At 72.1% G+C, this 14,622-nt stretch carries 14 protein-coding genes; 10 read left to right on the forward strand and 4 right to left on the reverse strand.

What is annotated here, in order from left to right:
- Nucleotides 1-73: 73 nt before the first annotated feature.
- Nucleotides 74-718: a TnsA-like heteromeric transposase endonuclease subunit gene (locus ACF08D_RS26835; RefSeq protein ID WP_392226023.1), complete on the reverse strand. Its 645-nt coding sequence runs from the start codon at nucleotides 716-718 to the stop codon at nucleotides 74-76.
- 349 nt (nucleotides 719-1,067) lie between these two features.
- Between ACF08D_RS26835 and argC the strand changes: the two genes are divergently transcribed.
- Genes argC through ACF08D_RS26860 form a run of 5 tightly spaced genes read left to right on the forward strand, consistent with a single transcriptional unit; the run spans nucleotide 1,068 to nucleotide 5,901 of the window.
- Nucleotides 1,068-2,096, forward strand: a complete 1,029-nt coding sequence (gene argC / locus ACF08D_RS26840; RefSeq protein ID WP_392226025.1) for an N-acetyl-gamma-glutamyl-phosphate reductase — start codon at nucleotides 1,068-1,070, stop codon at nucleotides 2,094-2,096.
- The gene (gene argJ, locus ACF08D_RS26845; protein ID WP_392226027.1) at nucleotides 2,093-3,244 is read left to right on the forward strand and encodes a bifunctional glutamate N-acetyltransferase/amino-acid acetyltransferase ArgJ; all 1,152 of its coding nucleotides are present in this window, start codon (nucleotides 2,093-2,095) and stop codon (nucleotides 3,242-3,244) included. Before argC ends, argJ begins: the two co-directional genes overlap by 4 nt.
- Nucleotides 3,241-4,140 carry an acetylglutamate kinase gene (gene argB, locus ACF08D_RS26850; RefSeq protein ID WP_392226029.1) on the forward strand — a complete coding sequence of 300 codons (900 nt, stop codon included), beginning with the start codon at nucleotides 3,241-3,243 and terminating at the stop codon, nucleotides 4,138-4,140. Before argJ ends, argB begins: the two co-directional genes overlap by 4 nt.
- Nucleotides 4,137-5,357, forward strand: a complete 1,221-nt coding sequence (locus tag ACF08D_RS26855) for an acetylornithine transaminase (RefSeq protein WP_392226031.1) — start codon at nucleotides 4,137-4,139, stop codon at nucleotides 5,355-5,357. The genes argB and ACF08D_RS26855 overlap by 4 nt, the downstream gene beginning before the upstream one ends.
- Nucleotides 5,358-5,364: 7 nt before the next feature.
- Nucleotides 5,365-5,901 carry an arginine repressor gene (locus ACF08D_RS26860; RefSeq protein ID WP_392226033.1) on the forward strand — a complete coding sequence of 179 codons (537 nt, stop codon included), beginning with the start codon at nucleotides 5,365-5,367 and terminating at the stop codon, nucleotides 5,899-5,901.
- A 21-nt stretch (nucleotides 5,902-5,922) separates the two neighbouring features.
- On the opposite strand, the gene ACF08D_RS26865 is transcribed toward ACF08D_RS26860, so the two are convergent.
- On the reverse strand, nucleotides 5,923-6,663 hold the full coding sequence (locus tag ACF08D_RS26865) for a L,D-transpeptidase (protein WP_392226035.1): 741 nt from the start codon (nucleotides 6,661-6,663) through the stop codon (nucleotides 5,923-5,925).
- Nucleotides 6,664-6,832: 169 nt separating this feature from the next.
- On the opposite strand from ACF08D_RS26865, the gene ACF08D_RS26870 reads away from it, so the two are divergent.
- A complete protein-coding gene (locus ACF08D_RS26870; protein WP_392226036.1) occupies nucleotides 6,833-8,026 on the forward strand; it encodes an argininosuccinate synthase in 1,194 nt (397 codons plus the stop codon).
- Nucleotides 8,027-8,148: 122 nt separating this feature from the next.
- A complete protein-coding gene (argH, locus tag ACF08D_RS26875; RefSeq protein ID WP_392226038.1) occupies nucleotides 8,149-9,576 on the forward strand; it encodes an argininosuccinate lyase in 1,428 nt (475 codons plus the stop codon).
- Between the two features lie 9 nt (nucleotides 9,577-9,585).
- Here argH and ACF08D_RS26880 read toward each other — a convergent pair whose 3' ends face one another.
- Nucleotides 9,586-10,092 (reverse strand): HAD domain-containing protein, encoded by a 507-nt coding sequence (locus ACF08D_RS26880; protein WP_392226365.1) that lies wholly within the window; start codon nucleotides 10,090-10,092, stop codon nucleotides 9,586-9,588.
- Nucleotides 10,093-10,184: 92 nt separating this feature from the next.
- Here ACF08D_RS26880 and ACF08D_RS26885 point away from each other — a divergent pair, with 92 nt between their 5' ends.
- Together ACF08D_RS26885 and ACF08D_RS26890 are read left to right on the forward strand one after the other, a co-directional pair.
- A complete protein-coding gene (locus ACF08D_RS26885; RefSeq protein ID WP_392226040.1) occupies nucleotides 10,185-10,736 on the forward strand; it encodes a TetR/AcrR family transcriptional regulator in 552 nt (183 codons plus the stop codon).
- A complete protein-coding gene (locus ACF08D_RS26890) occupies nucleotides 10,733-12,277 on the forward strand; it encodes an MFS transporter (RefSeq protein WP_392226042.1) in 1,545 nt (514 codons plus the stop codon). Before ACF08D_RS26885 ends, ACF08D_RS26890 begins: the two co-directional genes overlap by 4 nt.
- A 159-nt stretch (nucleotides 12,278-12,436) precedes the next feature.
- Here ACF08D_RS26890 and ACF08D_RS26895 read toward each other — a convergent pair whose 3' ends face one another.
- Nucleotides 12,437-13,066, reverse strand: a complete 630-nt coding sequence (locus ACF08D_RS26895) for a lysophospholipid acyltransferase family protein (RefSeq protein WP_392226367.1) — start codon at nucleotides 13,064-13,066, stop codon at nucleotides 12,437-12,439.
- Between the two features lie 302 nt (nucleotides 13,067-13,368).
- On the opposite strand from ACF08D_RS26895, the gene ACF08D_RS26900 reads away from it, so the two are divergent.
- Nucleotides 13,369-14,505, forward strand: coding sequence for a glycerophosphodiester phosphodiesterase (locus ACF08D_RS26900; RefSeq protein ID WP_392226044.1), 1,137 nt, complete (start codon nucleotides 13,369-13,371; stop codon nucleotides 14,503-14,505).
- The last annotated feature ends 117 nt before the right edge of the window (nucleotides 14,506-14,622 follow it).

The raw sequence follows: 14,622 nt of genomic DNA on the forward strand, positions 1-14,622 counted from the left end.
GGTACTCGGTCCCGGGACCCGCGCGAAATTCTGGCCGGTCTCAATTATGTGACCGAGACTCTTCGTTAGCGAATCATCTGCCCAGGTCAACGCCGAGCTCACGGTGCCAGAGCAGCCGGACGATGTTCGCCCGGCCAACGGAAGGCACGCTGGTCGCCTCCGCCAGGTCGGAGAACGTCATCGCCTGCCCCTTCTGCCCGCTGATAGCGGTGAGCAGCTGCTCGCGCATGCCGAGAAGGTCCCTCGCCGGCCGCCGGCGCGAGGACAGGTGGTCAAAGACGCTCCAGACATGCGGTCGCCAGCCCGCGACCACCGAGTAGCGCCAGCCGCAGGCAGCCGCCACTTCCCTGGCCGCCGCGAACTTCAGCGCGTCCTCTTCCTTGATCAGCTCCATCGGGCGGACGTCCAGCAACCACATCCCACCGCCGATCACGGCCAGGAAGTCCGGGATGTGCCAGGCGCGCCCGCCCGCATGCTCGAAATCAAGCCGGAACGGCTGCGACAGCACTTCCGATGCCCTCAAGAAGTCCAGCGCGACCAGCAGGCTCACTTCCTTCAGCGACTCGAAGCCATGCTTCCCGCCCGCTGACGCCATCGCCTCCAGGCCGGGGCGGTGCCGCTGCTTCGCCCGCCACGTGAACCCCCGCATCGGCCGGGACGACATCACCGGTATGTGAGCCATGTCCTGGACCGGCCAGCAGACCTCGTCGGTGCCCACCTGCCACGTCGAACTCCACCGACGCGGCCAGTCGTCCCCGAGCCGCAGCCGATCCCGCAGTCCGGCGTCCCCGTCGTACGCCGTGACAAGGTGGTCCAGCTGACTTGAATCCGACGGGATCTTCGCTCTCACTGCCTCGCCCACTCATCCAGAGAAGGACCACTCGACCGGCGACGGGGGCGTTTCGCTGGTACTGCCCGCAACACAGCGTGACGGGACCAAGATTTGCCAACCAGCGTTCTCCATGTGCCAACTAAAAATCTCCGTCGCAGCGGGGCCGGCACGGTCGAGGCGCATTGCATAAAAGTGCATGCTTGCGTATAGTCATGCCATCGATGAGGAGGGTTCGATGGCAGTACGAGCAGCAGTGGCGGGCGCGAGCGGATACGCGGGCGGAGAGGTGCTCCGTCTGCTCCTCGGCCACCCGCACGTCGAGATCGGCACCCTGACCGGGCACTCCAACGCCGGCCAGACCCTCGGCGCGCTCCAGCCGCATCTGACGCCGCTCGCCGGGCGGGTGCTGGAACCTACCACCGCCGAGGCCCTCGCCGGGCACGACGTGGTGTTCCTCGCCCTGCCGCACGGCCAGTCCGCCGCCGTCGCCGAGCAGCTCGGCGACGAGGTCCTCGTGATCGACATGGGCGCCGACTTCCGGCTGAGGGACGCCGCCGCGTGGGAGGCCTTCTACGGCTCCCCGCACGCCGGCACCTGGCCCTACGGCCTCCCCGAGCTGCCGGGCGCCCGCGCCGCGCTGGAGGGGTCCAGGCGCGTCGCGGTGCCCGGCTGCTACCCCACCGCCGTGTCGCTCGCGCTCTTCCCCGCGTACGCCGCCGGGCTCGCCGAGCCGGAGGCGGTTGTCGTCGCCGCCACCGGCACCTCCGGCGCGGGCAAGGCGCTCAAGCCGCACCTGCTCGGCTCCGAGGTCATGGGCTCCATGAGCCCCTACGGCGTCGGCGGCGGCCACCGCCACACGCCCGAGATGGCGCAGAACCTCGGCGCGGCCGCCGGCGAGCCGGTCACCGTCTCCTTCACCCCGACCCTCGCGCCCATGGCCCGCGGCATCCTCGCCACGTGCAGCGCCGCGGCGAAGCCGGGCACCACGGCGGAGGACGTCCGGGCCGCGTACTCCAAGGCGTACGCCGACGAGCCCTTCGTCCACCTCCTGCCCGAGGGGCAGTGGCCCGCGACGGCCTCGGTGTACGGCTCCAACGCCGTCCAGCTGCAGGTCGCCCTCGACCCGGCGGCCGGCCGGATCATCGCGATCAGCGCCATCGACAACCTCACCAAGGGCACCGCCGGCGGCGCGGTGCAGAGCATGAACATCGCCCTCGGACTCCCCGAGGCCATGGGACTTTCCACGATCGGAGTCGCACCGTGAGCGTCACCGCAGCACAGGGATTCACCGCCGCGGGCATCGCCGCCGGCATCAAGGCCAACGGCAACCCGGACCTGGCCCTCGTGGTCAACACCGGGCCCCGCCGCGCCGCCGCGGGCGTCTTCACCGCCAACCGCGTCAAGGCGGCGCCCGTCCTGTGGTCCGAGCAGGTCCTCAAGACCGGTGAGCTGCGGGCCGTCGTCCTCAACTCCGGCGGCGCCAACGCCTGCACCGGGCCGAAGGGTTTCCAGGACACCCACGCCACCGCCGAGAAGGTCGCCGAGGTGCTGGACATCGGCGCCGGCGAGGTCGCCGTCGCGTCGACCGGCCTCATCGGCGTACTCCTGCCCATGGACAAGCTCCTGCCGGGCGTCGAGAAGGCCGCCGGGGAGCTGTCCGAGCACGGCGGCGAGAAGGCCGCCATCGCCATCAAGACCACCGACACCGTCCACAAGACCTCCGTGGTCACCCGGGACGGCTGGACCGTCGGCGGCATGGCCAAGGGCGCGGGCATGCTCGCCCCCGGCCTCGCCACCATGCTCGTCGTCCTCACCACCGACGCCGACGTGGACGCCGCGACGCTCGACAAGGCCCTGCGCGACGCCACCCGGGTCACCTTCGACCGGGTCGACTCCGACGGCTGCATGTCCACCAACGACACCGTGCTGCTGCTCGCCTCCGGCGCCTCCGGCACCACCCCCGCGTACGAGGACTTCGCCGCGGCCGTCACCCGGGTCTGCGACGACCTCGGGCGCCAGCTCATCGGTGACGCCGAGGGCGCCTCCAAGGACATCCGGGTCGAGGTGGTCAACGCCGCGAGCGAGGCCGACGCCGTGGAGGTGGGCCGCTCCATCGCCCGCAACAACCTCCTCAAGTGCGCCATCCACGGCGAGGACCCCAACTGGGGCCGGGTCCTGTCCGCCATCGGCACCACCGGAGCCGCCTTCGAGCCCGACCGGCTCAACGTGGCCATCAACGGCGTCTGGGTGTGCAAGAACGGCGCGGTCGGCGAGGACCGCGACCTCGTCGACATGCGCTACCGCGAAGTGACCGTCACCGCCGACCTCGCGGCCGGTACCGAGTCCGCCGTCATCTGGACCAACGACCTCACCGCCGACTACGTCCACGAGAACAGCGCCTATTCCTCATGAGCACCCGCAAGCACACCGCCCTGCCCAAGGCCCAGATCCTCGTCGAGGCCCTGCCCTGGCTGACGCGCCACCACGGCAAGACCGTCGTCATCAAGTTCGGCGGCAACGCCATGGTCGACGAGGAGCTGAAGGCCGCCTTCGCCCAGGACGTCGTCTTCCTGCGCCACGCCGGCCTCAAGCCGGTCGTCGTGCACGGCGGCGGCCCCCAGATCAGCGCCGCCCTCGACCGGCACGGCATCGTCAGCGAGTTCAAGGCCGGCCTGCGGGTGACCACCGAAGAGGCGATGGACGTCGTACGGATGGTCCTGGCCGGGCAGGTCCAGCGCGAACTCGTCGGACTGCTCAACGAGCACGGGCCGCTCGCCGTCGGGCTCACCGGCGAGGACGCCCGCACCATCACCGCCACCAAGCACCAGCCGCGCATCGAGGGCGAGCTCGTGGACATCGGCCGGGTCGGCGAGATCACCGCCATCGACACCGGCGCCATCGAGGCCCTGCTCGCCGACGGCCGCATCCCGGTCGTCTCCTCGATCGCCCGCTCCGAGGACGACGGACATGTCTACAACGTCAATGCTGATACGGCGGCTGCGGCACTCGCTGCGGCGCTGGATGCCGAGACGCTGATGGTCCTCACCGACGTCGAGGGCCTCTACGAGGACTGGCCCCACAGTGACGAGGTCATCAGCCGACTCACCGCCACCGAGCTGGAGAAACTGCTGCCCGAGCTGTCCAGCGGCATGGTGCCCAAGATGCAGGGCTGCCTGCACGCCGTACGCAACGGCGTCACCACCGCCCGCGTCATCGACGGGCGCGTCCAGCACTCCATTCTGCTGGAGATCTTCACCGACGAAGGCATCGGCACCATGGTCGTGCCGGACGGACAGGGGGACGCATGACCGGGAACGAGACCGGGAGCGAGACCGGGAACGGGCAGCTGACCCGGCGGTGGCAGGGCGCGCTGATGGACAACTACGGCACGCCCCGCCTCCCTCTCGTCCGCGGCGAGGGCGCCAGGGTCTGGGACGCCGAGGGCACCGCGTACCTCGACTTCGTCGGCGGCATCGCCGTCAACGCCCTCGGCCACGCCCACCCCGCCGTCGTCGAGGCGGTGTCCCGCCAGGTCGCCTCCCTCGGCCATGTCTCCAACCTGTTCGTCGCCGAACCCCCGGTCGCCCTCGCCGAACGGCTCCTCCAGCTGCTCGGCCGCCCCGGCCGGGTGTTCTTCTGCAACTCGGGCGCCGAGGCCAACGAGGCCGCCTTCAAGATCGGCCGGCTCACCGGGCGGACGCACATGGTCGCCACCACCGGCGGCTTCCACGGCCGCACCATGGGCGCCCTCGCGCTCACCGGCCAGCCCGGCAAGCAGGAACCGTTCCTGCCGCTGCCCGGCGACGTCACCCATGTCCCGTACGGGGACGCCGACGCGCTCCGCGCGGCCGTCACCGAGGACACCGCGCTCGTCGTCATCGAGCCCATCCAGGGCGAGAACGGCGTCGTCGTCCCGCCGCCCGGGTACCTGAAGGCCGCCCGCGAGATCACCCGCGCCACCGGCACCCTGCTCGTCCTCGACGAGGTCCAGACCGGCATCGGCCGGTGCGGCCACTGGTTCGCGCACCAGGCGCACGGCATCGAACCGGACCTGGTCACCCTCGCCAAGGGCCTCGGCGGCGGCCTGCCCATCGGGGCGACCGTCGCCTTCGGCGAGGCGGCCGAGCTGCTGAAGCCGGGCCACCACGGCACGACCTTCGGGGGCAACCCCGTCGCGTGCGCCGCCGGCCTCGCCGTACTCGACACCCTCGCGGCCGGCTCGGCCCTCGACGAGGTCAAGCGGCTGGGCGAGCGGCTGCGGGAGGGAATCGAGGCGCTGGACCACCCGCTGGTTTCCCACGTCCGTGGCGCGGGCCTGCTGCTGGGTATCGTGCTCACCGAGCCCCTCGCGCCCCAGGTGCAGCAGGCGGCTCAGGACGCCGGCCTCCTGGTGAACGCGCCCGCTCCCGATGTCGTACGGCTCATGCCGCCGCTGATCATCGGCGACGACGAGGCGGACGCCTTCCTCCGGGCCCTGCCCGGCGTCCTCGGCAGCGTGCACGGGGAAGGACGATCCGGAGAATGAGACGACGATGACCGACGCGCAGGACCTCGAGTACGGCGGGCCGTCCGTTCCGCAGACCCGCACCGCACGCCACCGCCGGATCGTGGACATCCTCAACCGGCAGCCCGTCCGCTCCCAGAGCCAGCTGGCGAAGCTCCTCGCCGACGACGGGCTGAGCGTCACCCAGGCGACGCTCTCCCGGGACCTCGACGAGCTGGGCGCGGTCAAGATCCGCAACACCGGTGGTGAGCTGATCTACGCGGTGCCCAGCGAGGGCGGCTTCCGCACCCCGCAGGCGCCGCTCGGCGAGTCCGCCAAGGAGGAGCGGATGCGGCGCCTCTCGGGGGAGCTGCTCATCTCCGCCGAGGCGTCCGCCAACCTGGTGGTCCTGCGCACCCCGCCGGGCGCCGCCCAGTTCCTGGCGTCGGCCATCGACCAGGCCGAACTGCACGCCATCCTCGGCACCATCGCGGGCGACGACACCCTGCTGCTCATCTCCCGCGACCCGGCCGGCGGCCAGGCCCTCGCCGACCACCTGCTGCGGCTGGCGCAGAAGGAGCGCTGACCCTCCCGGCGAGCAGCCGGTTCAGTACCTGGTGAGGGCGGTCGGCCCCGTCGCCGTACCGATCGCGATGTGCGGCCGGCGCGCGGGGTCCGCCCACGCCAGGATCCGTTCCATCGCCCGCTCGGGCACCGCGACGCAACCGGCCGTCGGGCCACGGCCCCTGACGTGCAGGAAGATCCCGGCGCCGCGCCCGCGCACCGGGCGGTCGTAGTTGAAGCCGATCACCAGCGCGTGCGCGTAGAGCCGCCCGTACGTCACGAGATGCTCGGCCTCCGCGGCCCGGCAGTCGGCCGGCAGCCCCTCCACCCAGCGGTTGTACGCGCGCGACCGGTTGTCCTGGCACCACCAGGAGTCGCGCGTCACCCGCCGGTACCGCACGGACGTGCCCCGCGGCGCGCGGTCGTTCCCGAAGGCGTACGGCAGCGCGTACAGCCCCGTCGGGGTGGTCGACGTGCCCTGGCGCCGCCGCTCCCCCTCCACCAGGCCCTTCGCCCCGAACCGCGCCTCCGCCGACCCCACCCGCACCCACCGGCCGCCGCGCTTGTCCCACCAGGTGACCGTCCCCGTGGTGGACCCGGCGTGCGGCGCGCGGGCCGTGATCAGCTGCGTACCGCCGCCGGTGTCCGCCATCCGCGCCGGCAGCGGCCCACCGCCACCGTCGCCCCCCGACGGCGCGGCCACCGCCCCCGGCGGGAGCGCGGACGCGAGCACGGACGTGAGAGCGGCAGCGAGACCGAGACCGAGACCCAGACGCAGACGCATGCCCGGACCGTACGCGGCCCACGGCCGGGCCGCCCGCCGGGCGCCGCCGAACGGGGCCCCTGGTCGGCTCCGGACGGCCCCCGGGCAGCCGCGCTGGGGGCGCGTTGACAAAGCATACGGGGGACTGCATAGTTATACCTGTCAGTGAATGCACCGTAAGGAGAAACCCGTGACCGAGCGCGTCGTACTCGCCTACTCGGGCGGACTGGACACCTCCGTCGCCATCGGCTGGATCGCCGAGGAGACGGGTGCCGAGGTCATCGCCGTCGCCGTGGACGTCGGCCAGGGCGGCGAGGACCTGGACGTCATCCGCAAGCGCGCGCTCGCCTGCGGTGCGGTCGAGGCGGAGGTCGCGGACGCCAAGGACGAGTTCGCCGACGAGTACTGCCTCCCGGCGATCAAGGCCAACGCCCTCTACATGGACCGCTACCCGCTGGTCTCGGCGCTCTCCCGGCCCGCGATCGTCAAGCACCTGGTCGCCGCCGCCCAGAAGCACAACGCCTCGATCGTCGCCCACGGCTGCACCGGCAAGGGCAACGACCAGGTCCGCTTCGAGGCCGGCATCCAGGCCCTCGGCCCCGGCCTGAAGTGCATCGCCCCCGTCCGGGACTACGCGATGACCCGGGACAAGGCCATCGCCTTCGCCGAGAAGGCGGAGCTGCCGATCGCGACCACCAAGAAGTCCCCGTACTCCATCGACCAGAACGTCTTCGGCCGCGCCGTCGAGACCGGCTTCCTCGAGGACATCTGGAACGCGCCGATCGAGGACATCTACGAGTACACCTCCAACCCGGCCGTGCCGCGCGAGGCCGACGAGGTGGTCATCACCTTCAAGGAGGGCGTCCCGGTCGCCCTCGACGGCAAGCCCGTCACCGTCCTCCAGGCGATCCAGCAGCTCAACGAGCGCGCGGGCGCCCAGGGCATCGGCCGGATCGACATGGTCGAGGACCGGCTCGTCGGCATCAAGTCCCGCGAGGTCTACGAGGCCCCCGGCGCCATCGCCCTGATCACCGCCCACCAGGAGCTGGAGAACGTCACCGTCGAGCGCGAGCTGGCCCGCTACAAGCGGCAGGTCGAGCAGCGCTGGGGCGAGCTGGTCTACGACGGCCTGTGGTTCTCCCCGCTCAAGCGCGCCCTGGACGGCTTCATCAACGAGGCCAACCAGCACGTCTCCGGCGACATCCGGATGACGCTGCACGGCGGCCGGGCCGTCGTCACCGGCCGGAAGTCCGACGAGTCGCTCTACGACTTCAACCTGGCGACCTACGACTCGGGCGACACCTTCGACCAGTCCAAGGCCCAGGGCTTCATCGACATCTTCGCCCTCTCGTCGAAGATCGCCGCCAAGCGCGACCTGGCCTGACCCCCGCGCTCCGGGCCGGACCGGCGTGACCCGGACCGTCCCCGGCTCGTTCCACCAGCCGCCTCCCCTTCCCGAGTGGTGGGGAGGCGGCCGCACATCCACCCCCGTGAGGAGCAACCGCAGTGAGCAGCAACAACGGTGACGTCCGGCTCTGGGGCGGCCGTTTCGCCGACGGCCCCGCGGAGGCGCTGGCCAAGCTGTCGGCGTCCGTGCACTTCGACTGGCGGCTCGCGCCGTACGACATCGCCGGATCCCGCGCCCACGCGCGCGTGCTGCACACCGCGGGGCTGCTCACCGCCGACGAGCTGACCCGCATGCTGGAGGGCCTCGACCGGCTGGAGGCGGACGTCGCGGACGGCTCCTTCACCGGCACCATCGCCGACGAGGACGTGCACACCGCGCTGGAGCGGGGCCTGCTGGAGCGGCTCGGCCCCGACCTCGGCGGCAAGCTGCGGGCCGGCCGGTCGCGCAACGACCAGGTCGCCACGCTGTTCCGGATGTACCTGCGCGACCACGCCCGGATCATCGGCGGCCTGCTCGCCGACCTCCAGGACGCCCTGGTCGGGCTCGCCGACGCCCACCCGGACGTCGCCATGCCCGGGCGCACCCACCTCCAGCACGCCCAGCCGGTGCTCTTCGCCCACCATGTGCTCGCCCATGTGCAGGCGCTCTCCCGGGACGCCGAGCGGCTGCGCCAGTGGGACAAGCGGACGGCGGTCTCCCCGTACGGCTCGGGCGCCCTGGCCGGCTCGTCGCTCGGCCTCGACCCGCAGGCGGTCGCCAAGGATCTGGGCTTCGAGAACGGCAGCTCCGGCAACTCGATCGACGGCACGGCCTCGCGGGACTTCGCCGCCGAGTTCGCCTTCATCACCGCGATGATCGGGGTGAACCTCTCCCGGATCGCCGAGGAGGTCATCATCTGGAACACGAAGGAGTTCTCCTTCGTGACCCTGCACGACGCCTTCTCCACCGGCTCGTCGATCATGCCGCAGAAGAAGAACCCGGACATCGCCGAGCTGGCACGCGGCAAGTCGGGCCGGCTCATCGGCAACCTGACCGGCCTGCTGGCCACGCTCAAGGCCCTGCCGCTCGCCTACAACCGCGACCTCCAGGAGGACAAGGAGCCGGTCTTCGACTCCTGCGACCAGCTGGAGGTGCTGCTCCCGGCGTTCACCGGGATGATGGCCACGCTCACGGTGAACCGGGAGCGGATGGAGGAGCTGGCCCCGGCCGGGTTCTCGCTCGCCACGGACATCGCCGAGTGGCTGGTCAAGCAGGGCGTGCCGTTCCGGGTGGCGCACGAGGTCGCGGGGGAGTGCGTCAAGGAGTGCGAGGCGCACGGGATCGAGCTGGACCAGCTCACCGACGAGCAGTTCGCCAAGATCTCCGAGCACCTCACCCCCGAGGTCCGCACCGTCCTCGACGTCCCCGGCGCCCTCGCCTCCCGCAGCGGCCGGGGCGGCACCGCCCCCTCGGCGGTCGCCACCCAGCTGGCCGAGGTCAAGGCGGACCTGGTCATCCAGCACGCCTGGGCCACCGCCAAGCGGTAGGGGCACCGCTCACAGCGCCGCCGCCCAGTCCGCGAGCGCGTCGAAGTCCGGCCGGGTCAGGCCGACGCGCTCGTCGACGTGCACCAGCAGGGCGGCGGCGCGGTGCTCCCGCTCCACCATCTCCCGGTCGGGCGCCGCGATGTCGTCGTCCACCCAGGCGAACGGCCGCCCCTCCGCGTACCGCAGGATGTACTGCGTCTTCCAGAAGGTCCCGCCAGGGGCCCTTCCGTGCATCTGGGGCCAGTCGATGTACGGCAGCTCCGGCAGGCCGAGCCGGGGCCCTATCCACGCGTTCGCCTCGCCCTTCCACGTCGTCGCCCAGACCAGGTCGTACCAGCGGGCGAGCGCCAGCAGCTCGGCGCCGTGCCCCGGGTTCAGCCACACCCGCAGCGGCTTGCCCTCCAGCCATCCCGTGGGCCGCGTCCGGTGGGTGAGGTAGCCCTCCGGCCTGCGCTCGGGCTGGGCGGCGTAGGGGTTGAGCGGCCCGTCGACGTCGATCAGCAGCAGCGGTCTCATGCTCATGCCGCTCAGCATCAATGATCTTCCGCCGGTGAGTCGAGCGCTTTTCGAATGAGACATCTGTGTCTCACGTGGGGTATGGTTGTCTCATGACAGTCGACCGTGAGCAGGTGCTGCGCAGCGCCGCGGCTCTCCTCTCCCGCCGTGCGACCGCCACCATGGACGAGGTCGCCCGCGCCGCCGGCATCGGCCGCGCCACCCTGCACCGGCACTTCGCCGGGCGGGACGCGCTGGTCAGGGCGCTGGAGGCGCTCGGGATCCAGGAGTTCGAGGGGGCCATCGAGGCCGCCCGGCTCGACGACGGCACCGCCGAGGAAGCGCTGCGCCGGCTCGTCGCCGGCGTGGAGCCCGTCGCCGGACTGCTCGCGTTCCTCGTCACCGAGAACCAGCTCTTCGAGGGCGACACGGTGAACGAGGGCTGGGCCCGCCTCGACGCCCGCGTCGCCGCGCTCTTCCGGCGCGGCCAGGAGCAGGGCGAGTTCCGGATCGACCTGTCGCCCGCCTGGCTCACCGAGGCGTTCTACGGCCTGATCGGCACCTGTGCCTGGGCCGTGCAGGACGGGCGGGTGGCCGCCAAGGACTTTCAGTACATGATCGCCGAGTTGCTGCTCGGTGGAGCGCGCAGGAGCGTGGAAAGATGACCCGTACAGATCAGCACACCGGCCGGACCGAGGTGACGCACCGCCCGGGCCGGTGGCTGGCGCTCTCCGTACTGGTCCTCGCCGTGCTCCTGGTGGCGGTCGACGCCACCGTGCTCGGCCTCGCCACCCCCTTCCTCAGCGAGGACCTCCAGCCCACCGGCACCCAGCTGCTGTGGATCGGCGACGTCTACTCCTTCGTCATCGCCGGCCTGCTCGTCTCGATGGGCAGCCTCGGCGACCGCATCGGCCGCAAGAAGCTGCTGCTCACCGGAGCCACCGCGTTCGGCGCCGTCTCCGTGCTCAACGCGTACGCCACCAGCCCCGAGATGATGATCGTCGCCCGTGCGCTGCTCGGCGTCGCCGGCGCGACCCTGATGCCCTCCACGCTGGCGCTCATCCGCAACCTCTTCCACGACCCGCGCGAGCGGAGCCTCGCCATCGGCATCTGGGGCGCCATGGCCTCGGCCGGCGCGGCCGTGGGCCCTGTCGTCGGCGGTTTCCTGCTGGAGCACTTCTGGTGGGGCTCGGTCTTCCTGATCAACCTGCCGGTGATGGCGGTCCTCGTCCTCGTCGGCGCCAAGTACATCCCCGAGTCCAAGAACCCGGCGCCCGGCCCCTGGGACCTGCTCAGCGTCGCCCTGTCGCTCATCGGCATGATCGGCGTGGTGTACGGGATCAAGGAGGTCGCCGCGCACGGGCTGCACCTCGACATGGCGGTCGCCACCGTCATCGGCATCGGCGCCCTGACCTGGTTCGTCCGGCGCCAGCTGCGGCTGGAGGCACCACTGCTCGACATGCGGCTGTTCCACCACCGGGGCTTCTCCGGGGCGGTCCTCGCCGACCTGCTGACCATTCTGGGGCTGTCGGGGCTGGTCTTCTTCCTGTCCCAGTTCCTCCAGCTCGTCCAGGGGCGCGCGCCGCTGGAGGCGGGTCTCGCCGAGTTGCCCGCCGCGGTCGGCGCGGTCGCCGCGGGTCTGGTCGCCGGCAAGGTCGCCCGGCGGTTCTCGGTGCGGTCCGTCGTCGCGGGCGGCCTCGCCGCCGTGGGCCTCGCGCTCGCGGTGCTGACGCTGCTCGACCGGTCCAGCGGCTACCCGCTGCTCGGTGCCTCGCTGCTCGTCGTGGGCGTGGGCGCGGGCTTCGCGTTCACGGTCACCGCGGACGTGATCCTGTCGAGCGTCCCGCGTGAGCAGGCGGGCTCCGCCTCCGCGGTCTCCGAGACGGCGTACGAACTCGGCGCGGCGCTCGGCATCGCGCTCCTCGGCTCCATCGTGACCGGCTTCTACCGCGACTTCGTCACCCCGCCGGGCGTGCCCGCCGCCACCTCCGCCGCGGCGCACGAGTCGCTGGGCGGCGCGGTGGAGGCGACCGCCGGCCTGCCGGACGCGACGGCCGGGGCGCTGGTGACGGCCGCGCAGGACGCCTTCACCGAGGGCCTGCGGATCGCGGCCGGGGTCGGCGCGGCGGTCCTGCTGGCGACGGCGGTCGCGGCCTGGTTCCTGCTGCGCGGCCAGAAGCTGGAGGAGGGCGTGGAGCACCCGTAGCCCGAGGCGGTACGGCCATCCGCGGCCCGGACGCAGGTCACGCGCGCCCCGGACGCACCGGCGCTCCTGGCCCGGCTTCCGCACCCGGACGCACCGGCGCCCCCGTACGGCAGTGATGCCGTACGGGGGCGCCGGTGCGTCGGCCCCGGGGCCGGGGGCTTACGCCGCCTTCGCCTTCGTGGCGTACACGTCCACGTACTCCTGCCCCGACAGGCGCATCACCTCGGCCATCACCGAGTCCGTCACCGCCCGCAGCACATAGCGGTCGCGGTCCATGCCCTCGTACCGCGAGAACTCCATGGGCTCGCCGAAGCGCACCGTCACCCGGCCCGGCCGGGGCAGGCCCGCGCCGCCCGGCTGGAGCTTGTCCGTGCCGATCATCGCGAACGGCACCACCGGCGCGCCGGTCATCAGCGTCAGCCGCGCGATACCGGTGCGGCCCCGGTACAGGCGGCCGTCGGGGGAGCGGGTGCCCTCCGGGTAGATGCCGAAGACCCGGCCCTCCTCCAGGATGCGGCGGCCCGTCATCAGCGCGGCGACGCCGCCGTTGGCGCCGTCCCGGTCGACCGGGATCATGCCGACCCCGGTGAAGAACCACGCCATCAGGCGGCCCTTGAGGCCCTTGCCCGTGACGTACTCGTCCTTGCCGATGAAGCAGACCTGACGGTCGCAGACGATCGGCAGCACGATGGAGTCGATGAACGTCAGATGGTTGCCCGCCAGGATGACCGGCCCGTCACCGGGGATGTTCTCGGCGCCCTCCACCCGGGGGCGGAACATCAGGCGCATGACCGGGCCCAGCACTGCCTTGATGAGCGCGAAGCGGGACAACGAGTCCTCCGTCGAATCAGCCGACCACGTACGTGACCAGTAGGTGCGTGACCAGTATGTGCAGGTGAGGACGATACTCGTGGGTCAACCCCCCGCGCACACCGGGTTGACCGAGTCGATACACGGTGTTGACGTGTGTTCTCCCCGCGTTCGCCCGGGGTCTGTCGTACGGAACCCCCCGCTGCCTACCATCGGGCCTCGCCCGAGCCAGCCCCGTACACCCGTCCGCATCGGCGTGCACGGTTCACGAAGGAGTCCCCATGTCCCAGGGTGCGCACAGGAGTCCCGGCCGCCGGACCGTACTCGGAGCGGCCGCGGCCCTCTCCACCGCCGCCGCCCTCTCCGCCGGCGCGGCCGCCCCGGCCCGGGCGCACGGCCGCCCCCGGCTGCCCGTCCCGGCGGTCATCGCGCACCGGGGCGCCAGCGGCTACCGCCCCGAACACACCCTGGGCTCGTACCAGCTCGCCCTCGACATGGGCGCCGACGTCATCGAGCAGGACCTGGTGCCGACGAAGGACGGCCACCTGGTCTGCCGTCACGAGAACGACATCACCGGCACCACGGACGTCGCCGACCACCCCGAGTTCGCCTCCCGCAGGACCACCAAGGTCGTCGACGGCACCTCGCTGACCGGCTGGTTCACCGAGGACTTCACTCTTGCCGAGCTGAAGACCCTGCGCGCCAAGGAGCGCATCCCGGCGCTGCGCCAGGAGAACACGCTCTACGACGGCCGCTGGGCCGTGCCCACCTTCGAGGAGGTGCTGCGCTGGGCCGAGAAGGAGGGCCGCCGCCGGGGCCGCCCCGTCCGGCTGTACGTCGAGACCAAGCACCCCACCTACTTCCGGAAGCTCGGCCTTCCGCTGGAGGAGCCGCTCGCCGCGCTGCTGCGGCGGTACGGGCGCCACCGCGCCGACTCGCCCACCTTCCTCCAGTCCTTCGAGCCGACCAGCATGCGGCGCATGGCCAAGCTCGTCGCGACGCCCCGGGTCGTCCTCCTGTGGACGCCGGACGACCGCCCCTGGGACTTCCGCGAGTCCGGCGACCCCCGCACGGTCGCCGACCTGATCACCCCGAAGGGCCTGGCGTGGATCGCCTCCTACGCCCAGGGCATCGGCCCCCTCCTCGACCTCGTCATCCCGAAGGACAAGGACGGCACCCTCGGCAAGCCGACCACCCTGGTGCGCGACGCCCACGCCAAGGGCCTGGTCGTCCACCCGTACACGCTGCGCAACGAGAACAGCTTCCTGCCCGCCGACTTCCGGCGCGGCACCGACCCGGCGGCGTACGGGGACGTCTTCGGCGCCTACGCCGCCTACTTCGCCACCGGCATCGACGGCATCTTCACCGACCAGCCGGACACCGGGCTGCTCGCCGCCGCGGAGTTCCGGGCCCGCTGACCTGTGCCGTGCCTCCGCCGGGTGGTCGCCGCCGTCGCTGCCGTCAACTCTGTGCTGCGGCGATCACCCGGACGGGGGGTTTGGGGGAGGCCGGGCAACCGCCCTCCGGTGGCGCCG

The organism is Streptomyces sp. NPDC015131, assembly GCF_043079975.1.
Taxonomy (GTDB): Bacteria; Actinomycetota; Actinomycetes; order Streptomycetales; family Streptomycetaceae; genus Streptomyces.